Annotated in this window: 21 protein-coding genes, 1 tRNA gene and 1 pseudogene; 12 read left to right on the forward strand and 11 right to left on the reverse strand. The window is 64.6% G+C overall.

Annotation, left to right across the window (positions count from 1 at the left end):
* Positions 1-34: 34 nt before the first annotated feature.
* A complete protein-coding gene (locus EYW47_RS01370; RefSeq protein WP_133193093.1) occupies positions 35-1,030 on the reverse strand; it encodes an aldo/keto reductase in 996 nt (331 codons plus the stop codon).
* A gap of 323 nt (positions 1,031-1,353) precedes the next feature.
* On the opposite strand from EYW47_RS01370, the gene EYW47_RS01375 reads away from it, so the two are divergent.
* On the forward strand, positions 1,354-3,501 hold the full coding sequence (locus EYW47_RS01375) for a tetratricopeptide repeat protein (protein ID WP_133193094.1): 2,148 nt from the start codon (positions 1,354-1,356) through the stop codon (positions 3,499-3,501).
* A 42-nt stretch (positions 3,502-3,543) separates the two neighbouring features.
* Here the strand turns inward: EYW47_RS01375 and EYW47_RS01380 are convergent, their stop codons facing one another.
* The gene (locus EYW47_RS01380) at positions 3,544-3,765 is read right to left on the reverse strand and encodes a hypothetical protein (RefSeq protein WP_133193095.1); all 222 of its coding nucleotides are present in this window, start codon (positions 3,763-3,765) and stop codon (positions 3,544-3,546) included.
* A gap of 586 nt (positions 3,766-4,351) precedes the next feature.
* Between EYW47_RS01380 and EYW47_RS01385 the strand changes: the two genes are divergently transcribed.
* Entirely contained in the window at positions 4,352-4,540 is a 189-nt protein-coding gene (locus tag EYW47_RS01385) for a hypothetical protein (protein WP_133193096.1), read from the forward strand.
* A 40-nt stretch (positions 4,541-4,580) separates the two neighbouring features.
* Here EYW47_RS01385 and EYW47_RS01390 read toward each other — a convergent pair.
* Positions 4,581-4,657, reverse strand: a tRNA-Met gene (locus tag EYW47_RS01390).
* A 739-nt stretch (positions 4,658-5,396) separates the two neighbouring features.
* Here EYW47_RS01390 and EYW47_RS01395 point away from each other — a divergent pair.
* A complete protein-coding gene (locus EYW47_RS01395; RefSeq protein WP_133193097.1) occupies positions 5,397-5,747 on the forward strand; it encodes a DUF1330 domain-containing protein in 351 nt (116 codons plus the stop codon).
* A 90-nt stretch (positions 5,748-5,837) separates the two neighbouring features.
* Here EYW47_RS01395 and EYW47_RS01400 read toward each other — a convergent pair whose 3' ends face one another.
* The 3 genes from EYW47_RS01400 to EYW47_RS01410 all read right to left on the reverse strand — a co-directional run bounded on the left by EYW47_RS01400 (position 5,838) and on the right by EYW47_RS01410 (position 8,112).
* On the reverse strand, positions 5,838-6,869 hold the full coding sequence (locus EYW47_RS01400) for a 4-hydroxyphenylpyruvate dioxygenase family protein (protein WP_133193098.1): 1,032 nt from the start codon (positions 6,867-6,869) through the stop codon (positions 5,838-5,840).
* Between the two features lie 59 nt (positions 6,870-6,928).
* A complete protein-coding gene (locus tag EYW47_RS01405; RefSeq protein WP_133193099.1) occupies positions 6,929-7,342 on the reverse strand; it encodes a RidA family protein in 414 nt (137 codons plus the stop codon).
* A 95-nt stretch (positions 7,343-7,437) separates the two neighbouring features.
* Complete coding sequence (locus EYW47_RS01410; RefSeq protein ID WP_133193100.1) at positions 7,438-8,112, reverse strand: Crp/Fnr family transcriptional regulator; 675 nt, start codon at positions 8,110-8,112, stop codon at positions 7,438-7,440.
* Here EYW47_RS01410 and EYW47_RS01415 point away from each other — a divergent pair.
* The 3 genes from EYW47_RS01415 (at position 8,105) to EYW47_RS01425 (ending at position 12,773) form a co-directional block, all read left to right on the forward strand.
* Entirely contained in the window at positions 8,105-8,881 is a 777-nt protein-coding gene (locus EYW47_RS01415) for a hypothetical protein (RefSeq protein ID WP_133193101.1), read from the forward strand. The genes EYW47_RS01410 and EYW47_RS01415 overlap by 8 nt on opposite strands.
* Positions 8,882-8,952: 71 nt before the next feature.
* Positions 8,953-11,109, forward strand: a complete 2,157-nt coding sequence (locus EYW47_RS01420) for a phosphocholine-specific phospholipase C (protein WP_133193102.1) — start codon at positions 8,953-8,955, stop codon at positions 11,107-11,109.
* 221 nt (positions 11,110-11,330) lie between these two features.
* Positions 11,331-12,773 carry an NAD-dependent succinate-semialdehyde dehydrogenase gene (locus EYW47_RS01425; protein WP_133193103.1) on the forward strand — a complete coding sequence of 481 codons (1,443 nt, stop codon included), beginning with the start codon at positions 11,331-11,333 and terminating at the stop codon, positions 12,771-12,773.
* Positions 12,774-12,828: 55 nt separating this feature from the next.
* Here EYW47_RS01425 and EYW47_RS01430 read toward each other — a convergent pair whose 3' ends face one another.
* The gene (locus EYW47_RS01430) at positions 12,829-13,227 is read right to left on the reverse strand and encodes a GFA family protein (protein WP_133193104.1); all 399 of its coding nucleotides are present in this window, start codon (positions 13,225-13,227) and stop codon (positions 12,829-12,831) included.
* A gap of 247 nt (positions 13,228-13,474) precedes the next feature.
* On the opposite strand from EYW47_RS01430, the gene EYW47_RS01435 reads away from it, so the two are divergent.
* The 3 genes and pseudogenes from EYW47_RS01435 to EYW47_RS01445 all read left to right on the forward strand — a co-directional run.
* Positions 13,475-14,527 (forward strand): catalase family peroxidase, encoded by a 1,053-nt coding sequence (locus EYW47_RS01435; RefSeq protein ID WP_133193105.1) that lies wholly within the window; start codon positions 13,475-13,477, stop codon positions 14,525-14,527.
* Positions 14,524-15,057 (forward strand): cytochrome b, encoded by a 534-nt coding sequence (locus tag EYW47_RS01440; RefSeq protein ID WP_133193106.1) that lies wholly within the window; start codon positions 14,524-14,526, stop codon positions 15,055-15,057. The genes EYW47_RS01435 and EYW47_RS01440 overlap by 4 nt, the downstream gene beginning before the upstream one ends.
* A gap of 34 nt (positions 15,058-15,091) precedes the next feature.
* Positions 15,092-15,277, forward strand: a pseudogene (locus EYW47_RS01445) (DNA-binding transcriptional regulator KdgR); the annotation flags it as partial.
* Between the two features lie 33 nt (positions 15,278-15,310).
* Here the strand turns inward: EYW47_RS01445 and EYW47_RS01450 are convergent.
* From EYW47_RS01450 to EYW47_RS01460, 3 genes are read right to left on the reverse strand one after another with little or no spacing between them, the layout of a single operon-like run.
* On the reverse strand, positions 15,311-16,777 hold the full coding sequence (locus EYW47_RS01450; RefSeq protein ID WP_133193107.1) for an efflux transporter outer membrane subunit: 1,467 nt from the start codon (positions 16,775-16,777) through the stop codon (positions 15,311-15,313).
* 18 nt (positions 16,778-16,795) lie between these two features.
* Positions 16,796-18,391 carry an MDR family MFS transporter gene (locus EYW47_RS01455; RefSeq protein WP_133193108.1) on the reverse strand — a complete coding sequence of 532 codons (1,596 nt, stop codon included), beginning with the start codon at positions 18,389-18,391 and terminating at the stop codon, positions 16,796-16,798.
* Positions 18,384-19,532 carry an HlyD family secretion protein gene (locus EYW47_RS01460; RefSeq protein WP_133193109.1) on the reverse strand — a complete coding sequence of 383 codons (1,149 nt, stop codon included), beginning with the start codon at positions 19,530-19,532 and terminating at the stop codon, positions 18,384-18,386. The genes EYW47_RS01455 and EYW47_RS01460 overlap by 8 nt, the downstream gene beginning before the upstream one ends.
* A gap of 103 nt (positions 19,533-19,635) precedes the next feature.
* On the opposite strand from EYW47_RS01460, the gene EYW47_RS01465 reads away from it, so the two are divergent.
* Together EYW47_RS01465 and EYW47_RS01470 are read left to right on the forward strand one after the other, a co-directional pair.
* Positions 19,636-20,370, forward strand: coding sequence for a CerR family C-terminal domain-containing protein (locus EYW47_RS01465; protein ID WP_133193110.1), 735 nt, complete (start codon positions 19,636-19,638; stop codon positions 20,368-20,370).
* A 188-nt stretch (positions 20,371-20,558) separates the two neighbouring features.
* Entirely contained in the window at positions 20,559-21,194 is a 636-nt protein-coding gene (locus EYW47_RS01470; RefSeq protein ID WP_133193111.1) for a LysE family translocator, read from the forward strand.
* A gap of 50 nt (positions 21,195-21,244) precedes the next feature.
* Here EYW47_RS01470 and lpdA read toward each other — a convergent pair whose 3' ends face one another.
* Entirely contained in the window at positions 21,245-22,996 is a 1,752-nt protein-coding gene (gene lpdA / locus EYW47_RS01475; protein ID WP_133193112.1) for a dihydrolipoyl dehydrogenase, read from the reverse strand.
* Positions 22,997-23,201: 205 nt separating this feature from the next.
* Between lpdA and EYW47_RS01480 the strand changes: the two genes are divergently transcribed.
* Complete coding sequence (locus EYW47_RS01480; RefSeq protein ID WP_133193113.1) at positions 23,202-23,663, forward strand: universal stress protein; 462 nt, start codon at positions 23,202-23,204, stop codon at positions 23,661-23,663.
* Positions 23,664-23,733: the final 70 nt, after the last annotated feature.

Consider the following 23,733-nt stretch of genomic DNA (forward strand, 5'->3'; position numbering starts at 1 on the left):
GGCCAAAACCACAACAACGCACGCAAATCTCAGCTCACCGCGCGGCATCGCCGAGACGATACGCTGCGCTCGCCTCATCCAGCTGCGCCTTCAACGCGGAATCGAGCTCGAGATCGGCGGCAGCGATCGACGCATCGAGTTGCTCCGGCTTGCTCGCGCCAACGAGCGCGGAAGTCACGAACGGATTAGCCAGCACCCAGGCGATCGACGCGGTCGTGAGCGACTGGCCGGCCTGCCCGACGATGCCGCGCAGCGTCTCGATGGTCTCGAACTCGCGCGCGTGCCAGTAGCGGTCGTGGTACATCTTCCCGGCCACGCCCACGCTTTGCGTGAAGCGCCCTTCAGCGGGCGCGCTGTCCGCACGATACTTGCCGGTCAGGAGGCCACCCGCGAGCGGGTTGTACGGAATCACCGCAAGCCCCTCTTCGCCCGCGAGCGGCAGCAGCTCGCGCTCGATCTGGCGAAACAGCAGGTTGTAGCGCGGCTGCACCGAAACGAAGCGCGCCAGGCGCAGGACATCCGCACGGCCGAGCGCGCGTGCAAGCCGGTAAGCGAGGAAGTTCGATACGCCGATATAGCGCGCCTTGCCCGCGCGCACGATCGTGTCGAGCGCTTCGAGCGTTTCGTCGAGCGGCGTGTTCGGGTCGTCGGAGTGCAACTGGTAGAGATCGACGTAGTCGGTGCCAAGGCGCCGCAGCGAGGCGTCGATGGCATCGAGCAGATGCTTGCGCGACGCACCCTGATCCCACGGCGACGGCCCCACCTTGCCCACCGCCTTGGTCGCCACGATGAAGCGCTCGCGCCGCCCCTTGAGCCAGCGCCCGACGATCTCCTCGGTGCGCCCGGCGTGCGTTTCGCCGCCGCCGAGCGGATAAACGTCGGCGGTGTCGATGAAGTTGATGCCGGCGTCGGCGGCCTTGTCGAGAATGAGACGGGACACGTCCTCTTCGGTCTGCAAGCCGAAGGTCATCGTACCGAGACACAGACGCGAAACAGTCAGGCCAGTATGGCCAAAACGGCGGTATTGCATCGAATGCTCCTCTTTCTGGCGGTGCGTTACATTGCGTTGCGTTCAGCGCGCACGACGCTCGCGCAATGTTGCGAAGCATAGCGCGCTCGCGCCGAACCTGCCGGGCGCGGCAGCGGCCCCTTACGATAGTGAAATACGGGCATTCGATATGGATCGGGCAAGGCGTGGCGCGCCCGCCACCGCGCGGTAATGTTGCTGAAGGGCCAATCAACGCGATCGGGCGCGATTGATTGAATAAGCGGGTCCGGCACGCTCTAATCGCGCCGTTGCCCGCGTGCGCCCTGTCGTAAGCTCGTAGCGTCCTTCATTTCGCCCGCCCCACCGTGACCTCGACGACCACCGACGCGCCCATCCAGCCCGATCGCCAGCAGGAGGCGAGCGCGCTCAGCGCGCAAGGCCGCTTCGCCGAGGCACTCGCTGTGCTCGCGCCGCTCGTCGGCACGCATGCGCGCGCGGACGACGCGGCCCTCGCCGAAACGCTCCATCTGGCCGCGCTCTGCGCCCTAGGCACTGGCAAGACCGACATGGCGCATGCACTCTGGCAGCGTTGCATCGACGCTCGGCCCGCGTTCGTGGACGCCTGGCACGGCCTCGCCGCGATGCTCACGGCGCTCGGCCAGTGGGCCGCCGCGGAGACGCTCTGGCGGCGCCTGCTCGCCATGGACCCGGCGCATGCGGACGCGCACAGCAATCTCGGCATCGTGCTGCATCGCCTCGGGCGCGCGCAGGAAGCGGAACTCGCGTATCGCATGGCGCTCGCGCGCCAGCCCGGGCACGTGGACGCCCATTACAACCTCGGCATCGTCCTGCACGAGGCGGGCCGCCGCGACGAAGCCGAAGCGGCCTACCGCGCGGCGCTCGCGGCCAACCCGCGCTATGCGCGCGCGCACAACAATCTCGGCACGCTGCTGCGCGAGCGCGGACGCATCGAAGAGGCCGAGGAGGCCTGGCGCCAGGCGCTGCTCGCCGAGCCGCAATATCCCGAGGCGCTCAACAATTACGGCGCGCTGCTCAAGTCGCTCGGCAGGCTGATGGAGGCGGAGCTGGCGTGCCGTCTCGCGATCAAAATCCGGCCGGACTATGTCGAAGCGCTCAACAACCTGGGCTGCGTGCTCACAGAGCTCAAGCGCCAGCCCGAAGCCGAGCTGTTCTACCGGCAAGCGCTCGCGCTGCGCCCCGACCACGTCGACGCGCACTACAACCTGGGCGTCACGCTGCAGCAGCTCGAACGCTACCCCGAAGCCGAAGCGGCCTACCGCACGGCCCTGCGGCTCGCGCCGGCGCGCGCGGAAACGCTCAACAATCTCGGCTGCATGCTGAGCATGCTAGGCCGCCTGCCCGAAGCGCTCGAGACGCTTCGCGCGGCGCTCGCCTGCAATGCCGATATCGCGCAGGCCCATTTCAACCTGGGCGGCGTATTGAAAGAGCTAGGCGCGCTCGACGAAGCCGAGGCCGCATACCGCCGCGCGATCGCGCTGGCGCCCGATTACGGCGACGCCGTGTTCCGCCTCGCCACGCTGCTCATCACCGTGGGCCGCTATGAGGAAGGCTGGCGACTCTATGAACGGCGCTACGAAAACACGGGCTTCGTGCATTTCGCTTCGCGCGAGATGCTGAGCTGCGCGCATTGGCAAGGCGAGCCGCTCGCCGGGAAGTCGCTGCTGCTCTGGCAGGAAGACGGCCTTGGCGACATGCTGCAGTTCGCCCGCTACGCGCGCCTCATCAAAGCGCAAGGCGCGGCGCATGTTGCGTTCGGCTGCGTCGACGCCCTGCACCGCGTGCTCGCAGGCGTCGAAGGCATCGACGCCGTGCACACCCACGCCGAAGCCACCACGCGCGCCGCTCAGTTCGACTACTGGGCGAGCCCGCTGAGCATGCCGCTGCGTCTGGCCACGAGCGTCGACACGACGCCGCCGCCAACCCGCTTCGCCCTCGACCCTACGCTCGCACGCAAGTGGGCCGCGCGACTCGAAACGCTTGGCGACGGCCCGCGCATCGGGCTCGTGTGGAAAGGCAATCCGAAGCACCACAACGACCACCATCGCTCGGTTCCCTCGCTCGCGGCGCTTGCGCCGCTCTGGAGCGTGCCGGGGCTGAAGTTCGTGAGCCTGCAAAAAGGCGCGGGAGAGGACGAAGCGGCTGAGGCGCAGCGCGCGGGCGCCGACGCGCCGCAACCCATCCTGCACCTGGGCGCCGAGATTGCCGATTTCGTGGACACGGCGGCCATCGTCTCGCAGCTCGATCTGCTGATCTGCGTGGACACCTCGACGGCCCATCTGGCCGCCTCGCTGGGCACGCCCTGCTGGGTGATGCTGCCGAGCCGCGATGTGGACTGGCGCTGGCTCCATGCGCGCGAGGATTCGCCGTGGTATCCGCAAACGGTGCGGCTGTTTCGACAAGCGGTCGACGAAACATGGCGCGCGCCAATCGAACGCGTACGGCAGGCGTGCTTGCAGCGGTTCAGCCGGTGAGGCCTGGCGCGCGCGAAAGGCGTGGGCGTGCCAGGCCCGGATTCAGTCCCACATATTGCGGAACGCCACGGCGGCGATCACCGGCACGCAAAGCACGAGCGGAATCGCAAAGTAAGGCATCTCGCGATCGACAACCCAGCTGCGGATCAGCCAGCCCACGCCGAGCGCGAGCGTGAGAATACCCACGAGCGCAGTCAGGGTGTTGAGCAGCCAGGTGGGCGGCGGCTTGCGCTTTTTCTTGTCTTCCGTGGGAGACGGTTTCATTGGGGTGGTGAGAGTCGCGTTGAGCGATTGAGCATCCCGACCGGGACGCCAATCAAACAATTTTACTCTCGATGCCCGACCGCCAGCAGATGGGGACAGGTTCTGATCGGCCACGCGCAATACGCTTTTTTGTGGCGCCAGAAAAGAAAAAGCCCGCCTGATTGGGCGGGCTGAATCCATATCAGGAGGAGACATGGAGGAGACGAGTTGATTCTAGGGTTTTCCCTAGGCATTTGCAAGCGTTTTTTGTGGGGCCATGCTCATTCGTTGGAAATCGGGTCTTTCCCGGTATTTTCTTACCGTTGCATTACGCTTTTTCACCAGACGTTCACTAACTTTTCATTGGCCGCGGCGCTGCCGCTTTGAACGTGAATGCGGCCGCAAACAGGGCGCGCCGCTTTGGCTTTACCGGCAAGCGCGGGTATTGCGTCGCCTTCAATCAGGTGAGCGCTGCGAGAACGGACACCCGAATTAACAGGATCGACTCCACGATGATGGCCGGTGGTTACATCGGATGGAACAATCGACCCGCGTAGAATCAACAGGCCGGGACGGCCGGCGGATCAAACACTGGAGAGTGAGCACAATGACGACCTATACAGACCAACAAGCGCTTGATCGCGCCGTCGAGATCATCAAGGCCGCAGTAGCCGCAGGCGCCATTGGGACCAGCAGTCCAGCCAACATGAGCTCAGCCGATGCAAACGGCCAGAAAGTCGGCGAGTTCCTCGGAAGCGCAATTGGAGCCTTGCGCGACAAGCTGAAGTCGCTGTAAGCAAAAAGCCCGCTTGCGTTCGCATAGCGGGCTTCGATGTTGGTTGCGGGGGTAGGATTTGAACCTACGACCTTCGGGTTATGAGCCCGACGAGCTGCCAGACTGCTCCACCCCGCGACCGCAATTGTACTCGAAGAGGGGCGCCGATGCAAACAAGAAAACCGCTATCACCGCACCTGATCGCGCAAGTGCTCGCCAATGAACCTGCTCCAAGCACTTTGCATCGCATTCCTGATCGATTTGCCTTTCGGTCTCGCGCTAGCTGAAACTTCGCCGATTGCGCAACCTGATTACATGCTCGATGGCATGCCTGCAGCCTTTGAAGGCAGTGCGGAAGGCATCATCAGGGCTATCAAACGGACCATAGTCGTCGCCCACCGCTCCCGGATTGCGCGCTGCGCTTACCGAAGATTCCCTGTATGTGATGGGCTCCACGATGTAGTACTTTGCCTCGCCCTTCGAGGTGAGCCTGCTTTCAACCGTTGCCCTCATTTGCCAACCATTGTATGTGTCGAGGCGCGTTTCCATAGATCCTCCCATCGAGAGCTGGGAAGACCATCGCGAGATCGAAAGTACGATTCCCAAGCCCATGGTGCGCCTAATGCTGCACGTTCACAAGGCTTATATATCAGCGCGATGCATGACTTCGATGTATCGCGACACCCGCGCAGCCGAATGGGCCGAAATCAAGGTGGCGTCCAAATTTCAGGCGAATTCTGGACGAATTGTCGACAGCCCAGCGCTGGCGCGGGTTTGGAGGCGATCACTTTACCTGGCGGGTAATCGATTCGTCTCCTGCCCCGCCCTATTCTCGTAAGCAATTCACGCCCATTTCCATGCGCCTGCGAGGATAGCCATGACGACCTACGCCATCGCCCATTTGCACCAAACCGAACTTTGCGCCGATATCGTCGAGTACCTGGAAAAGATCGACGGCACGCTTGCGCCGTTCGGCGGCCGCTTCATCATCCACGGCGGACCCGTCGAACGGCTCGAAGGGAAGTTCAGGGGCAACCTGATTGTCATCGAGTTCGACGACCGCGAGCGCGCACGCGCGTGGTATCGCTCGCCGGCCTATCAGGCCATCCTGCCGCTGCGCACGCGGCACGCAAGCGGCGAAGTGTTCTTCATCGACAAAGTCGCGCAGCCGCATCGCGCCATCGACGTACTCGAAGGCGTTCTCACACCTGCGGCCAGAACGGTATGAGCCGGCGCGCTTCGGCGAGCCGCGGAGCGAACCACGGCCGGGCAGTCTGCCACCGTCACGCGCCCGCCGAATAAGGCGCCCGCGTCACGCTCAGCCAAGCGTGCCGCGTTGTTGCTGGTCCTTCTCCTGCGACTCGAACAGGGTTTTGAAATTGCCCTCTCCGAAGCCGTCTTCGCCGCGACGTTCGATGATTTCGAAGAACACCGGGCCAATCTGGCGCTTCGTAAAGCGCTGCAGCAGAGTCTTCCGCGGCCCCTTGCCGTCGACAAGCAGACCGCATTGCGCGAGACGCTTGAGGTCAAGGCCGTGCCCGGGAAGACGCTCGTCAATTCCATCGTAGTAGTGCCGTGAAGGAGCGGCCATGAATTCAATGCCTGCGGCGCTGAGTTTTCGAATCGTGTCCTCAATGTCGGACGTCAGCAGCGCGATGTGCTGGATCCCCTCGCCTCCGTAGTCGCGGATAAACTCGTCGTTCTGGTTGAGAACGCCGGGTTGATCGTGCGCGGCAGCCGCGACTGGAATCGACACGCGGCCACAGGGGCTCACCATCGAGCGGGCCCGCATTCCGGACATGTGCCCCTTGACCTCGAGATACTGCTTCTCCGCGAAGCCAAAAGTGTCGCGATAGAAGTTCGCCCACTTGTCCAGGTTCTCGAGATGAACAATATTCGACGTGTGGTCGACCGCCAGAATACTGGCGTCGCCCGCCCGCGTATTGCGTGCTTCGACGGGCAGTGAGAAGCCCTTCCGGAAATCGGTGTCGACGAAGTACACGAGACTCGCGCCAATGCCCAGAATCGCCGGCGTGTCGACGACGAACTCGCCTTCAATATCAGCCGAGGCCGAAAGCGCACCGCCAGCCAGCGCTTGCGCATGGGCAAGCTTCGCGTTGTCGACGCGAATGCCGATTGCCCGTACCGACGGACCATGCTTTTGCTCGAACGCGTTCGGGTTCCCGTTGACGAGGAACGCGGCTGCGCCTTGCGTCATCAGCCACACGCCGCTCGCGGACTTGCCACGGAGACGGAACCCGAGGTGTTCGAAGCACTCGACGAGCTCCATCGGGCGAGATGAAACGAATTCGACAAATGCGAATCCGTCTATTTTAACGTGCGCGCTCATGATATTTAATAGTATTCCTTATCATATTATAGAAAATAGGCCACGTGGCGCGTCCTCTCTCAGCTGCGAGTCGCAGCAACGACCTTGATTTCGACGATGAGCTCTGGACGCGCAAGCGCAGCGACGCCGAGGATGGTCCATGCCGGAAAATCCGAACGGATATAGCGCTCCTTCACTTCGCGAAACGCAGCGAGTTGCGAACCGACATCGACGTGGTACGAGACCAGTTCGACCACATCCGTGAAGTCGAGACCCAAATGCTCGAGCACAGCCTCGATGCGCTTGAACGCGACGTCGATTTGCTCCTGCGGGTCTTGCGGAATCGTCCCGTCGGCACGCAGGCCGATTTGACCGGCGATGAAGACCAGCCCGTTGGCCGTCACGGCGGTCGAGTACTGGAACAGGTCGAAAATGCGGTTGCTTCCGAAAGTGGCGTCGTCCTCGGGGAGGCGCAGGCGCTCGATTTGGCTCATGGCAGTCCTTCAATCAACAGTACGGGGAATGTGAATACAGCGTGCCCCACTCTACGTGACCGGCCAGACTGCCGTCTGTATAGCGAGTTACCAAATCAGCCAAGAAGTTTGGAAGTGTCCAGCACCCAGATACGCCGCTGACGCAATTCAATCGCGCCGAGTGTCGTCAGCCGCTTCAAGGCGCGCGTAACGGTGACACGGGTCGCGCCTGTCATCGCGGCGATTTGCTCGTGAGTCAGGGGAATGGCTATGAGCGTTCCGCCCTCGCGCTTCTCCCCGTACAACTCTGCCAGCCGGCCCAGCAACTCCCCAATTCTCATTTCTGGTTTCGGAAGCGCGAGGTACTGAATGCGGGACGCGAGAATCCGCTGCTTGATTGCAACGATGCGCATGAGGGAGATAGCAAGCTCAGGGCAGGACGGGATGGCTCCAGTAATCACCCTGATATCGAACTCGATGAGCTCTGAACGCTCGGCCGCGATAGCGGTCGCGATGCGAGGCAAGCCATCCATGGCCGGAGACTCGCCAAACATCGCCCACGGCCCCATCATCTCGAGCATGAACTCGGCGCCGTCGCTCTGGAAGATCGAAACCTGGATGCGGCCTGCCAGCAGGAAGTAGAACGTGAAGCCGAGCTCGCCCTGGCGGTATATCGTGGCGCCCTTCTCGACCTTGATCTTCCGGCCGAGATGAGCCGCACGAATCCACACGCCGGCTGTGGCGTCGTCCATGTGCCAGGTTTGCGTGGCCGCCAAAGCGCTCTTGCTCAAACTTGTCTCCTTCTTTGTCCACACGTGGCCGCACCACGATCGAGCCGTCAACCATCCGCCAGGCAACCACGCGCTGCTGACCAGCTCGATGCACGCGCCAGGCGCGCCCGATTTTTATGTGATATCGAAAGCAATTCGAAAGATTTTGGGTGATAGCTCCGAAACACTAGCACTCATTGCTGCCCAGGATTCCTGCAGCCGATCACATTCACAGCAAAGACGTTTGCAAAGGAATTTTCATCGCGCGCAAACGTTTCCGCCGCTTTCACAATTCTTTCTTCGAGACTGGCGAAACTGTGCGCCGACCCATTCTCTCGCTCATTTCACGAGACCGGAAGCGCACATGCAAAGACGCCCTTTCGCGCAGTCATTGGTGAGCACGATATCCGTTGTGCTGGCAACCATCATGCTTGCGGCATGTGGCCCGGGCGACAGCGCGTCGTCGCAAGCTGCCGCCGCGAACGCGCAAGCACGTTCCGATGATGCAGCACAAGCGCCGGATTCCTCTGCGCTACTGCCGCGCGCCTCACTGCCGCAAGCTTCGGCCTCTACGGACAACGTGGCCAACGGCATCGGCACATCGGCCCAAAACGCCGCCAGCGCCGCGGACGCCACCCGTTTCGCCAGCAACGCGGTAGAGAGCGTGCAGGCAAGTCTCGCCGCCGATAGCCAGCAAGTCGCGCCCATCATGAGCTACGCGCCCGGCGAAGGCTCGCCGCCAACGCACACCGGCAGCGATTCCAGCAGCACCGCAACGACGAGTCAGTAATCCGCCCTCAGTGTGCATATGCCAGTGCGTATGCACGCTCACCCTATCGACAAGCAGAAAGGTGAACCACAATGACGTCATCCAGCCGTCGCCGTTTCCTGCAGACCGTTGCCTCCTCGGGCGCCGCCGCCGCGGCGATGACCGTATTGCCCGAATCGATCCGCAACGCGCTTGCGATTCCGGCGTTCTCGCGCACCGGCTCGATCCGCGATGTCGAGCACATCGTGGTGTTCATGCAGGAGAACCGCTCCTTCGACCACTACTTCGGCCACCTGCGCGGCGTGCGCGGCTATAACGACCGCCTGCCGATTCCGTTGCCCGGCGGCCAGCCGGTCTGGTATCAGCCGTCGAAGGAGGACGTGACGAAGCCCGTGCTGCCGTTTCACCTCGACACGCAAACCACGAGCGCGCAATGCGTGGGCGACCTCGATCACTCGTGGTACGCCACCCACTACGCGATCAACAACGGCGCATACAACCAGTGGCCGCAGTACAAGACCGACATGACGATGGGTTATTACCTGCGCGCGGACATTCCGTTCCACTACGCGCTGGCCGATGCGTTCACCGTCTGCGACAACTACTTCTGCTCGCTGCCGGGACCGACGCACCCGAACCGCTCGTACCTGATGACAGGCATGGTCGATCCGACCGGCACGATGGGCGGCCCGCTGCTCGACAACAACGACTATGTGGACGGCGACGTGCCGCCCACATACCAGTTGCTCTCGTGGACGACCTACCCCGAGCGCCTGCAGGCCGCCGGCATCTCCTGGCAGATCTATCAGCAGGGCACGAACGGCAGCGACCCGATGAACGGCAACTACGGCACCAACATCCTGCAGAACTTCGCCAACTTCATCAACGCGCAACCGGGCTCGGCGCTGTATCAACGTGCGCAGACCGTGCGCACGATCGCCGACCTCAAGAACGACGTGCTCGCGAACAAGCTGCCGCAAGTCTCGTGGCTGCTGCCGCCGGCGGCATTCTCTGAGCATCCGAAATACACGCCTGCGTACGGCGCCGAATACACCTCGCAGATTCTCGATGCCCTTACTTCGAACCCCGAAGTATGGAGCAAGACCGTGCTCTTCATCATGTACGACGAGAACGACGGCTTCTTCGATCACGTCGTGCCGCCGCAGCCGGCCACCACGCCGGCGCAGGGCAAGTCGACCGTGAGCGTGGACGGTGAGATCCACAACGTCGTGAATCCGGGGCGCGGCGGCAAGTACACCGCCGACGGGCTGCCCTACGGCCTCGGGCCGCGCGTGCCGATGACGATCGTCTCGCCCTGGAGCAAGGGCGGCTTCGTATGCTCGCAGGTGTTCGACCACACCTCGGTGATCCGCTTCATCGAGGCGCGCTTCGGCGTGTACGAGCCGAATATCACGCCGTGGCGCCGCGCGGTGTGCGGCGACCTCATGACGGCCTTCGACTTCCGCACGCCCGACGCGACCATGCCGACGCTGCCGGACACGAGCAACTACATGACGCTCGCGAACAACCAGTGCTCCGCGAACCCCGCGCCGACCGTGCCGGCCACGCCGGGCCCGATCGACCCGCAGGAGCCGGGCGTGCGCTACGCGCGTGCCTTGCCGTACGAATTGCATGTGAACGCCCACGTCGACACGACGAAGAACGCCCTCTCGATCACGTTCGCGAACAAGGGCCGCCAGGGCGCGCACTTCTACGTGTACGGCACGAATCGCAGCGACGGCCCGTGGCGCTATACCGTGGAGGCCGGCAAGTCGCTCGACGACACGTGGGACCTGAGCGTGACCAACGGCGTCTATGCCTTCGAGGTGTACGGCCCGAACGGCTTCGTGCGCCGCTTCTCGGGCACCATCGGCACAAGCGCGGGCACCGCTGCAGCCGCGCAGCAAGGCCATGGAGGGAAAGGCGGCACGCCGCAACCCGAAGTCGCTGCGCACTACGACGTGGCGAACGGCAACCTGTTCCTGAAGTTCACGAACATGGGCGGCGGCATCGCGCGCCTCACCGTGACGGACAACGCCTATGGCGCACGCGAGCGCCTGCTGGTGGTGCCGGCCGGCGCGCACATCGAGGAGCCCTGGGTGCTGGCCGCGAGCCACCACTGGTACGACCTCACGGTCACGAGCCGCGACGACACGACCTTCGCGCGCCGCTACGCGGGCCACGTCGAGAACGGCAAGCCGAGCATCAGCGATCCGGCCGCGATTGCGCCCGTCACGCAACCGGGCTGACGTGCCGCGGCAAAGCCAGAATCGCCCCTGAATACAGGGGTCTAACCGCCAGGGCCTTCGATCTCCTCGAGGGCCCTGCTCATTTGGCGCGCCAGCAGAACCTCCTAAGCGGTGGCAGAATAGACGGCTTTCAGGCATTTTCCCGGCCACGGCGCCCCACGCGTTGCCGCGCGCGGCGCCCGCTTCCCCACCGTTGCACCGTTGAAGAGGATCGTCCCATCATGAGTTCCAGCGTGAAGCCCTATCCGGATACCCAGATTTACGTCGACGGCGCATGGCGCGCCGGCGCGAAGACGATTGCCGTGGTCGACCCCGCCACGGAGGCCGAGATCGGGCGCCTGAGCCTCGCCAGCGAGCAGGACCTCTCGGACGCCGCGGAGGCCGCCGCGCGCGCCTTCAGCGCATGGCGCAAGGTCTCGCCGCTCGAGCGCAGCAAGCTGATGCGCCGCGCCGCCGACCTCCTGCGCGAGCGCGCCGGCGAGATCGCCGCAATCATGACGCGCGAGCAGGGCAAGCCGCTTGGCGAAGCGAAGGGCGAAACGCTCGCGGGCGCCGACGTCATCGACTGGTTCGCCGAAGAAGGCCGCCGCACCTATGGCCGCGTGGTGCCCTCGCGCACGGACGCGGTCCGCCAGATCGTCACGCGCGAGCCGGTGGGCCCGGTCGCCTGCTTCACGCCCTGGAACTTCCCGCTCAATCAGGCCGTGCGCAAGGTATCCGCCGCGCTGGCATCGGGCTGCACCGTCGTGCTCAAGGGACCGGAAGAAACGCCCGCGAGCTGCGCAGCGCTGGTGCAGGTGTTCGTCGACGCGGGCCTGCCCCAGGGCGCGCTCAATCTCGTGTTCGGCGTGCCCTCGGAAGTGTCCTCGTATCTGATCGCGCATCCGGCCATCCGCAAGATCTCGTTCACGGGATCGACGCCGGTAGGCAAGCTGCTGGCCTCGAAGGCCGGCGAGCACATGAAGCGCGCGACGATGGAGCTCGGCGGCCATGCGCCCGCCATCGTGTTCGCCGATGCCGATATCCCGCGTGCCGCGAAGCTGCTCGCAGGCGCCAAGTTCCGCAACGCGGGCCAGGTGTGCATTTCGCCCACGCGCTTCATGATCGAAGATGCCGCCTACGACGAGTTCCTCGAGCACTTCGTGGCGGCCACCAAGGCGATCAAGGTGGGCAACGGTCTCACTGAAGGCGTGCAGATGGGGCCGCTTGCGAACGACCGCCGCCTTGCCGCGATGGAGCGTCTCGTGGCCGACGCGCGTGAGCACGGCGCGAAGGTCTTGACCGGCGGCGAGCGCGTGGGCCGCGAAGGCTACTTCTTCGCCCCCACGGTGCTGACCGACGTGCCGCTCTCCGCGCGCATCATGAACGAAGAGCCGTTCGGCCCGCTGGCGCCCGTTGCGCGCTTCTCGCGCTATGAAGACGCGGTGGCCGAAGCGAACCGCCTGCCCTATGGCCTCGCCGCGTATGCCTATACGCGCTCGAGCGCGACTTCGGCGGCGCTCTCGGAAGACATCGAAACGGGCATGCTGTCCATCAACCACCACGGCCTCGCCCTGCCCGAAGTGCCGTTCGGCGGCGTGAAGGATTCGGGCTACGGCTCCGAAGGCGGCACCGAGGCGATGGAAGCGTATCTCGTGACGAAGTTCGTCACCGAGCATCGTTGATTGGAAAACGCGCCGCGCGTGGGGTTTTCCGCGCGCGGCGCGTGGGTTGTACGCGTTACGTCTCCGGATAGCCGCGCGGATATCGCGGCAACCCATCGGCAAGTCGAATCCACGCGAGCTGCTGCGACGTCCAGGTGTGATGCTCGGGCGGCGCCTCGTTCGGATGATCCAGTGTGCCGGTGGCCACATCGACCTCATCCGCGAACGCCGCATTGCGATAAATGAGTGGCGTGCCACAATCGGCGCAAAAACTGCGCTCCACGTGCGCGCTCGACGCATACGTCTTCGGTGCGCCTGCAACGAATCTGAACGCCGCACGAGCGACACTCAACCAGCCGACCAGTGGCGCCCCCGATGCGCGCCGGCAATCCGCACAGTGGCACATCGTATTGCCAATCGCTTCGCCCGAGATTTCATAGCGGATCTTTCCGCATAAGCAGCCGCCAGTCATCATCGCACTCTCCACGTCCAGTTCCCGGCGGCTTGCAACCGCCTTACACCCATTCCATCCTTCGCACGCAAATTCGAATGGAATAGATCGCCTGCTCGTCCTGTTGACATCCACAACGGCCTCAAAGCCCTTCTACAGGACCGATCATGCCTCATCGCGCACCGATATGCCCATTGCGCCCGCGTGAACGCGTGGCGCTTTCCATTGCGCTTCCCGCTCCGCACGAACGAATGCAATTGGGGTGCGAGCCATGACCCGCACCGCCATCTGCGTGCCGTGCCGGCTCGCGGCCATTGCGGCGGCGACAGCCTGCGCAGGCGCCGCCTTTGCGTGGACCGCCGGTTGGATTACGCCGGCGCGCGTGAACGCGCCGCATATCGTGAACACTTTCGAATCGAACTATGGCGTGCACCCCGGCTACCGGCGCAATCATGCCAAGGGGCTTTGCGTGGAAGGCACGTTCGAGAGCAACGGCAATGGCGCGCGCGTATCGCATGCCGCCATGTTCGCGCCGGGCGACACGCCCGTTATCGGACGCTTAGCGATTCCGGGGAGCAATCCGTCCGCGCCCGACGGCAGCACGCCCGTGCGCAGCATGGCGCTGCTGTTTCAGTTGAAAGACGGCGAGCAATGGCGCACCGGCATGAACTCCACGCCCGTATTCGTCGTTCGCACCCCGAATCAGTTTTACCGGCAGCTCGTTGCGTCGAAACCCGACCCCGCGACGGGCAAGCCGAACCCCTCGAAGCTCGACGCGTTCTTCCGCGCCAATCCGGAAACCCTGCCGTTCCGTCAATGGATCAAGGCGCACCCGCCAGCTTCCAGTTTCGCGAACACGGCCTTCTACGGCATCAATGCGTTCATTGCCACCGATGCGGACGGCAACACGCACGCCGTACGCTGGCAGGTGGTGCCGCAAACGCCGTTCGAGCCCGAAACGTCTGCCCAGAAAGCCGATCCGAATTTCCTCGCCGACGATCTCGACGCGCGGCTCGCACAAGGCCCGTTGCGCTGGCACCTCGTGCTGACGGTGGCCGCCCCCGGCGACCCCACCAACGATGCCACGCTGCAATGGCCGGACGGACGCGAGCAGATCGACGCAGGCACGCTCGTGCTGCGTCGGGCGACACCGCAACGCGAAGGCGCATGCCGCGACGTCAATTACGATCCGACCATCCTGCCCGACGGTCTGAAGCCCTCCGACGATCCACTGCTCGCCGCACGCTCGGCCGCCTATTCGGTCTCGTTCAACCGGCGCACGCATGAAGAAGCCGCACGCTCACAGGGAAACGCGCAACCATGAAGACCCCTCGCTCGCATTTCAGTGTCCTTTCCCGGCTCTTGCACTGGTCCATGGCAGTCCTGATCGTTACCATGCTATTCGTCGGGGTGGGCATGGTCTCGACCGTTTCGCGACTGCACAACACCTTGCTCGCCCTGCATCGCCCGCTTGGCATCGCGTTGCTCGCGCTCGTTATCGTGCGCCTCGGCGTACGCCTTGTATCCGGCGCGCCACAACTGCCTGCCGATATGCCGGCCTTGCAGCGCATGGCGGCGCACGGCTCGCACCTCGCGCTCTATCTGCTCATGTTCGCCATGCCGTTGATCGGGTGGTCGATGCTCTCGGCCGGAGGGTACCCCATCGTGCTGGCCGGCGGCGTGCACTTGCCGGCCATTGCACCACACAACGTCGTGCTGTACGCCTGGCTGCGCGCGGCGCACACGTGGCTAGCGATGGCGCTGTACGCAGCGATCCTGCTGCACCTCGCGGCGGCGCTCTTTCACGCGCTCATTCGCCGCGACGGCGTGTTCGCCAGCATGGCGCGCGGATAGCGCGCCAACTCGTGACGCCACGCTCACGGCACGCGACCGCTTCGGGCGCGTGGCCGCGGGGCTATTGATTTCGTTTCCAACCATGCGCTGCGGTGCCGATACGAAACCGCACTACGTGGCACTGCTCAAACGCGCGGGCGCGGCGATTTCGGCGCGCCTCGGCTATCGCGAGCCGGCGCTCAGTGCCTCGGGCGAGCCTGCCGCCGCCGAGCCCAGCTGAAATTCCGCCAGCGGCGAGCCGGCGCCGCCCCGCTCAACTCGCGGCGCTGCGCCAGCCGAGCCCCAGGCTTTTCTGAAGCGAAACAAAGTCCTTGAGCAACTGGGCCTGCCCCGAAACCACGTCTTGCTGCGCGAGGAATTCGGCGCGCTGCGTATCGAGCAGGTCGACGAGGCTCGATGCGCCGGCGCGGTAACGCTGACGCATCAACGTAGCCGAACGTTGCGCGGAATCCTGCACCTTTTGCAGCGTCACCAGATGCTCGCGCTGGTAGCCATAGCGTGAGAGCGCGCCGTTCGCGTCTTGCAGCGCTGCGAGCACCGCCTTTTCGTAGCGCGCCTCGGCTTCGTCGCGCGCCGCCTCGGCGCCATGCACTGCGCCGAGCGTACGGCCGAAGTCGAAGACGTTCCACTGCAAATACGGCACACCCACCCAGCTGAAATTATTTTTGCGCAGCAGGTGACCCGGGTCTGCCGCCGTGAAGCCCAGATCGCCGAACAGCGTGAGCTTGGGCAAAAAGTCGGCCACATGCTCGCCGATCTGCGCATTGCTCGACGCGAGGCGGCGCTCGGCGGCGCGAATGTCGGGCCGCTGCGCGAGCATCGTCGCGGGGTCGCTCACCGGCACCGATGCAGGAAGCGCTGGCAGCGCGCGCGGCGCGGCCAGTTCGGCGTCGAGCGCGCCGGGCGCCTTGCCGGTAAGCACGGCCAATTGGTCGAGCGACATCTCCACCTGTGCCGCGAGCGGCGCGAGCGTCGAGCGCGTGGTCTCGACCTGTGTCGTCAGCCGCTCGACGTCCACCTCTGCCGCCGTTCCGCCGGCGCGCCGCTGCTCGGTCAGCGTCAGCATCTGTTGCTGCAATTCGGCCGTGCGTTGCGCAATCGCGAGGCGCTGCTGTTCATCGCGCAGATCGATATAGGCCTGGGCCACTTCGGCAGCGAGCGAGACTTGCGCATCGGCGAGATCGGCCTGCACGGCATCGGCTTCATCGCTCGCCGCCTCGACCGCTCGACGCGTGCCGCCGAACAGATCGATCTCCCATGACGCGTCGAAGCCCGCCGTGTAGAACTGCAGCGGGCCGCGCCCCGACCCGGAACTGGCCGGCTGCTGCGAGAACGCGCTGAGATTGGGCTCGCGCATGCGCGGCGCGGCGGCGCTGGCCGAGACCTTGGGCATCTCGGCTGCCTGTTGCTGCTGCAATTGCGCGCGCGATTCGCGCAGCCGCGCCTGAGCCGCCCGCAGATCGGGATTGTGTGCAAAGGCAGCGGCAACCAGCGCGTTCAGCTGCGGGTCGTCGAACGCCAGCCACCATTCGCTGGGCGCACGCTCGGGCGCCACGCCTTGCGCCGGCGTGCGAACGAAGGTTGCGGCGCTGGCCGCCTCGGGCGCGACCGCCGGTGCGCCGCGATAGTCGGGGCCCACGGTGCAGGCCGCGAGCGCACAGGCGGCAGCCAGCACGGTGAGCGGCGCGATTGCGGTTCGGGAAGAGCGAATTGCGGTCATGAGTCAGGAGTGAGAGCGTCAGTGACCGGCGGACGGCGTCTGCGCGCCGGGCTGCGGTTTCTTGAGCAGGAGTGCCAGCGGCACGCATGCCGCCAGCGCGATGCCGAGCACCCAGAATGTTTCGGAGAACGTGATAACCATCGATTGCTGCTGGATCTGTGCCGCGATCTGGCCAAGCGAGCGCATCTGCGAGTAAGCCATGTCGCCCGTCTGCGCGAACCAGTTCGCCGCGCCCGCAGCTACGCGCTCCTGCCCGATCAGCGAGTTGGCGCTGAGCGACTCGCGCAGCACCGCCGTGTGGAAGGTCTCGCGGCGGTCGATGAGCGTGCCGATGATCGCGAGCCCCACCGAGCCGCCCAGATTGCGCGCCATGTTGTAAAGCCCCGCCGCGTCGCCGGAATCCTCGCGGGCGACCGCTGCCATCGAGGCCTGATTGAGCGGCATCATCGCCAGCATCTGCGCCGCGCCGCGCACGAGTTGCGACCAGACGAAATCGTGGCCCACGCTCTGTGCCGTGAGCGAGATGTCGAGCATGCAGCTCAATGTGAACAACAACAGTCCGCTCACCACCAACACGCGAAAGTCCACCTGGCCGAGCAGGCGCGGCAGCACCGGCATCATGATGAATGCGGGCAGTCCCGAAAGCAGCATGATCGCGCCCGACTGCTCAGCGTTATAGCCCGCCACCAGGCTCAGGAACTGCGGCAGCAAATAGGAAATGCCGTAGAGCCCTGCCCCCACCGCGAACACGATAATGATCACACTTGCATAACGAGGATTGCGCATGAGCGAGAGGCGCAGGATCGGCTTTTTCGCCGTGAACTGCGAAAGCGCGATGAGCGCCATGCCCGCAAGCGTCACCCACGTGAGCGCGACGATCATGTCCGACTCGAACCAGCGCTCGCGCTGCCCCTCTTCGAGCACCACGGTGAGCGAGCTCAGACCAACGGCCAGGCCGACGATGCCGAGCCAGTCGGCCTTGAAAAAGGCCTCCCAATGCGGACGATCGGGCTTGAGGCCAACGAGCAGCAGCGTGATGAGAGCAAGACACACTGGCAGGTTGATGAAGAAGCACCAGCTCCAACTGATGTTCTCCGCAAGCCAGCCGCCCACGACCGGGCCGAGGAGCGGGCCGAGCAGCACGATGAGTCCGAACACCGTCATGCCGATCGGCAACTGCGAGAGCGGCAGGCGCGTGCGGATGATGGTCTGGCCCGTGGGAATCATGGCGCCGCCCGTGAAGCCCTGGCCGATGCGCCCCGCGATCATCACGCCAAGCGAGTTCGACCAGCCGCACATCATCGAAAAGCCGATGAACAGCGCGGAATTGGCGAGCAGAAAATTTCGCAGTCCGAAGACCCGTGTGAGCCACGCCGCAAGCGGGATCATCACGATCTCGGACATCAGATAGCCCGTGGAGATCCATGTGCCCTCGGTGCCGGTCGCGCCAATCTCGCCTTGAATCTGCGGCAGCGCCGAGTTCGTGATCGAGATGTCGAGCGTCGCCATCAGCGCACCCAGCGCGCCCGCCGCCACGGCGACCCAGTCGGCTGCGCTCGCGCGCTCGCCGTGCGGAGGAGCCCCGCCCGCTTGTGCGTTGGCGTGTTCAGCCACGGTGGTTCTCGGCGTCGATACGGCGATCGTCGTCGCGCGCGGAGCGCGTGTCCACGTCCACGGTCACCGACATGCCCGGCAGCAGCACGCTGCGTGTTTCGGGACCGGTATCGAGGCGGATGCGCACCGGCACGCGCTGCACGATCTTCGTGAAGTTGCCGGTGGCGTTCTCGGGCGGCAGCAGCGCGAATTGCGCGCCCGTGCCCGGCGAGAAACTGTCCACCACGCCATGCAGCGTATGGCCCGGCAGCGCGTCGACATGCATCTCGACCGGTTGGCCCACGCGCATGCGGCCGATCTGCGTTTCCTTGAAATTCGCCGTGAGGTAGGTCTTCTGCACGGGCACCACGGTGAGCATGCGCGTGCCGGGCTGCACGTACTGGCCCACACGCACCGTGCGGTCGCCCACGCGGCCCGCCAGCGCGCTCTTCACCACCGAGTTGTCCAGGTCGAGTTGCGACTGTGCCGCATTGGCGCGCGCCGCCTCGAGTTGGGCGCGAGCCTGTGCGAGCTGCGCGGTGAGCGCGGCGATCTGCGAGCGCGCCGCTTCCACGGCGGCCGAATCCGCGGCCAGCGTGGCCTGGGCCTGGTCACGCGTGCTCTTGAGTTCCGCGAGACGTTCGGCCGTTTCCGCGCCCGTCGCCGCGAGCGGCGCATAGCGCGCGACCTCGTCCTGCGCGTGGCGCAGGCTCACGCGCGCCACTTCCTGCTGTGCCTGCGCCTGGGCAATGTTGGCGTGCTGCTGTGCGATCTGCGCCTCGGCATGCTGGATGTCCGCGTTGCGCGCATCGACGGTCGCGCTGGCCTGATCGAGCGCGACCTGATACTGGCGCGCGTCGAGCTTCACGAGCGGATCGCCAGCCTTGACTGCCTGGTTGTCGGCCACGTAGACGTCGGTGACATAGCCGCTCACCTTCGGCGCGATCGTCACGCTGTCCGCCTGCAAATAGGCGTCGTCGGTGCTCTCGATGAAGCGCCCGACCAGCCACCAATGGCCACCCCAGACACCGGCGGCAACGAGCGCCGCGAGCCCGAGACCCACCAGCACGATGCGCTTCGCACCGCGCGTTTTCCCGTATTTTTCAGGCGTGACGGCGTCGCTCGGCGCCTCGCGCTCAGCTGTGCCTGCAGTCGTAGACATGTTTGCCCAGATCCAGAATTGTTCCAGTTGGCAAAATTATTCCATTCGGAAAAATTGTGTCAAGTGATATATTTCTTGGAGCGAGGGCGCAAACCGGAAATTTATGAACGAACCGAAACGACTGCGCCGCCCGACGGCTGGCGGCTATGCGCGCGGCGACGAAACGCGCCGCAAGATCATCGAGGCCGCCATCAGCCTGTTCGGGCAGCACGGCTTCGAGGGCGCCTCGACGCGGGACATCGCGGCGCGAGCCGGCGTCAACGCACCTGCGTTGCAGTACTACTTCGAGAACAAGGAAGGGCTCTACCGCGCGTGCGCCGAGTCGCTCGCCGACGCATCGTGGCAAGCCTTCGAGCCCGCCGTGCTGCGCGCGCGCGCAGCGCTCGAACGCAACGCCGACACCGCCGCTCTCATCGACGCGTTCATCGACATCCAGCGCATCGTGGCCGATCGCACCTTCGTGAAGCACTGCGAGCCGGACCAGCGCCTGTTCTTCGCACGCGAGCAAGGCGGCGGCGAGCCCGAGATTGGCACCGAAGTGCTGCGCGAGCGCGTGCGCATGCCGCTGAACAAGGTGAACACGGCGCTACTGGCCCGCATCACCGGCCTGAGCGCCGACGACCCGCTCACCATCGTGCGCATGTTCAGCCTTTACGGGCAGTTTCTGCTCTTCTATGTCGCGCGCCAATCGACGCTCACGATGCTCGAATGGAAGGATATCGACGCGGAAAAGGCCGAGTTCCTCAAGGCCAACGTCGGCGAGCAAACCCGCGTGCTGCTCGAGCACTGGAGCCGGGAGCGCGACGCGAAGCGGGATCGGCCGGCGCAGGGCGGCTAAACGTGGCTGAACGTCAGCGCGATGGCGGCTCACGTTTCCGATCATGGAACGCGACGGCGTTTTGAAGCGCTTGCGAAACTTCGGGCGCATCACACAGTTTTGCGCTCCAGCGCCTCCAACTGACCCGTGCAGCCAGCCCGTGCGCGTGCTAGTGTTAAAAATTCGTTCCTCGCGCAACCGGTGCCGCCATGTCCCCCACCACAGCCGTCCTCAGCATTCTCGCCGCCGTCCTGCTGGGCGCCATGAGCCCCGGCCCCAGCTTCGTGATGGTCGCGCGCAACGCAATCGGCTTGTCGCGCCGTGACGGCGTCGCTACGGCTTTCGGCATGGGCATCGGCGCGATCTGCTTCGCGGGCATTGCGCTCGCGGGACTCTATACGCTGCTCGCCACCGTCGCATGGCTCTATGCCGGACTCAAGATCGCAGGCGGCCTCTATCTGCTCTACATTGCCTCGCGCATCTGGCGCGGCGCGGGCCACCCGGTAACGATGAGCAAGAGCGAGATGGACGGCGCGCGGCCTGGCAAGTCGTTCTGGACCGGCCTGACAACCCAGCTGAGCAATCCAAAAACGGCGGTGGCCTACGGCAGCATCTTCGTGGCCCTGCTCCCGCAGCATCCGCCGCTCTGGTGTTATTTCGCGCTGCCGCCGCTCGTGTTCGCGATCGAAACCGGTTGGTACACCGTGGTCGCGCTCTGCTTTTCGAGCCAGCGTCCGCGCGATCTCTATCTGCGCGCGAAGCGCTGGATCGACCGAATTGCAGCCGGAGCGATCACCGCACTCGGTTTGCGGCTGATTCTCAGCGCGGGCCATCGCGGGCTCTAAGCCGCGCCTCACGGCCCATCCACGGGCACGGCATCCTTTTCCGGGTCTTTCTAGATGTTGAGTGCGCGCTTTTGAACGGCGAGCGCCGCTTCCCGCATCACTTCGGAAAGTGACGGATGCGGGTGCGAGATCATGCCGATATCTTCCGACGACGCCTTGAATTCGAGCGCCACCACGGCTTCCGCAATGAGGTCCGAGGCATTCGCGGAAATGATATGGACACCCAATAGTTCATCTGTCCGGGCATCGGCAATCATCTTGACGAAGCCTTCGGTCCGCCCGATCCCCAGGGCCCGGCCGTTGGCCATCATGGGGAATTGCCCCACCTTCACCTCGCGACCCTCCGCCTTCAACTGCTGCTCGGTCTTGCCGACCCATGCTATTTCCGGCTCCGTATAGATGACCCACGGAATGCAGTTGTAGTCGATATGCGGCTTCTGTCCGTCGATGATCTCCGCCACCATCACGCCTTCGTCCTCGGCCTTGTGGGCGAGCATGGGGCCGCGCACGACGTCGCCGATCGCGTAGACGTGCGGCACGCTGGTCGCGCAATGGTCATTCACGGGAATGAAGCCTCTTTGATCGACCGCCAGGCCGACCGAATCGAGTCCGAGATCGTGGGTGTTCGGCACTCGCCCGATCGATACGATCAGGCGGTCGGCTTCGAGCACCTGCTGAACGCCGTCCTTGTCCGCCCAGGCGATCGAGACGCCGTCGGCACGCGTCTTGACCTCGCCGATCGAGGCGCCGAGCATGATCTTGAGGCCTTGTTTGGCGAACTGCTTCGCGGCCTCTTTCGTGATGGACTCGTCCGCCGCCGGCAGAAAAACCGGCAGCATTTCCAGCAAGGTGACGTCAGCACCCAGCCGCCGCCAGACAGATCCCAATTCAAGCCCGATCACGCCGGCACCGATCACCGCCAGCCGCGCCGGCACCGAATCGAACGCAAGCGCGCCCTCGTTGTCGCAGACAATGTGGTTATCCACGGCAACGCCCGGCAAATGACGTGCGTTGGAGCCCGTCGCAATGATGACGTCCTTCGCCGTGTACGTGGCGCTTTCTGCGTAACCGCTCACGCCAACGCGTATCAGTTCGCCCGCCTTGCCCGCGAGCTTGCCATGGCCCTTGAGCCACGTGATCTTGTTCTTGCGAAAGAGGAACTCGACGCCACCGGTAATCTTTTCGACAATGGCTTCTTTGCGTCCCACCATCTTGCGCACATCGAGCGTGACGCGCTCAACGCCGATGCCGTGATCGCTCAAATGGTGCTGGGTCTTTTCGTACTCCTCCGAAGAAGCGAGCAATGCCTTCGACGGAATACAGCCGACATTCAGGCACGTTCCACCCAGCTTGGGCTTGCCGGCCGGGTTCTTCCACTGCTCGACGCAGGCGACGGACCTGCCGAGCTGCGCCGCGCGTATGGCCGCGATATAGCCGCCAGGGCCCGAACCTATGACGATCACATCGAAGTCCGCGCGCTGCGAATCCGGCTGCGCCACGGGAGCGGGAGCCTGAGGCGCAGGGGAAGCGCTAGCCGGCTGAGCGGGCGCGTGCGAGGCGGCCTCGGTATCGATGAGGGCGATGATGTCGTCCGCATGAACGGTATCGCCCTGGTTGTGCAAGGTCGCGGCCAGAACGCCGGCGGCGGGTGCCGGGACCTCAAGCACGACCTTGTCGGTCTCCAGTTCGATCAGAATCTCGTCCTGCTCGACGGCATCGCCGGGATGCTTTTTCCATGCAAGAAGTGTCGCTTCGGTAACGGATTCGGAAAGCTGCGGTACCTTGACCTCTATCTTTGCCATCGATGATTCCTCGGACGTCGAGCGTATTTCAAACGATCATACCCATGCGATTTCGCAGCACGGCTTAATCGTTCTTAACGCCAGCTGAAACCTTCGGCTGTCCGATGGCCCGGTGGCCGGGTGACCCGCCAAGCCGATGCTAGAATCGGCCGCAATGGAACCGCGGCACCGAGGCAAAAACCCGGCGGTGCAGGAGACGCACATCATGTACACACGAGTCCTCGTCCCGGTGGACGGCAGCGAAGCCGCATCGCGGGCATTGGACGCCGCGCTGGAACTCGCCGTGGAGATGGCGGCCGAGCTTCGGCCGTTTTATGTGATCGACGTACCGGTGCTCGCGTTCGAGTCACCCGAGCTCGATCCCTCGATCATGCGCAACGCGTTCGCCGCCGAAGGGCGTGTTGCCTTGGCCCATGCCGAGGCGCAGATGAGAGAGCGCAACGTAGCGGGTTCCACCTGCCTCGCCGAGATCTCGGGTCCCGGCAAGGACATTGCGCACCATATCCTGCTCGCCGCTGCCGATTGGCGCGCGGACCTCATCGTGATGGGAACGCATGGGCGACGCGGCTTGCAAAGGCTGATACTCGGCAGCGTGGCGGAGCGGGTGCTGCGCGGCACCACGCTGCCTGTGTTGCTGGTCCCCGCCCGTGCGCGGGCGGAGAATTGAATTCACCCGTTTCTGCCGATGTGCGGCTCTCGGGCGAGTGTTTGTAGACGAAGCAAAGGTGACGGCCATC

It is taken from the genome of Paraburkholderia silviterrae (genome assembly GCF_004353915.1).
GTDB lineage: Bacteria > Pseudomonadota > Gammaproteobacteria > Burkholderiales > Burkholderiaceae > Paraburkholderia > Paraburkholderia silviterrae.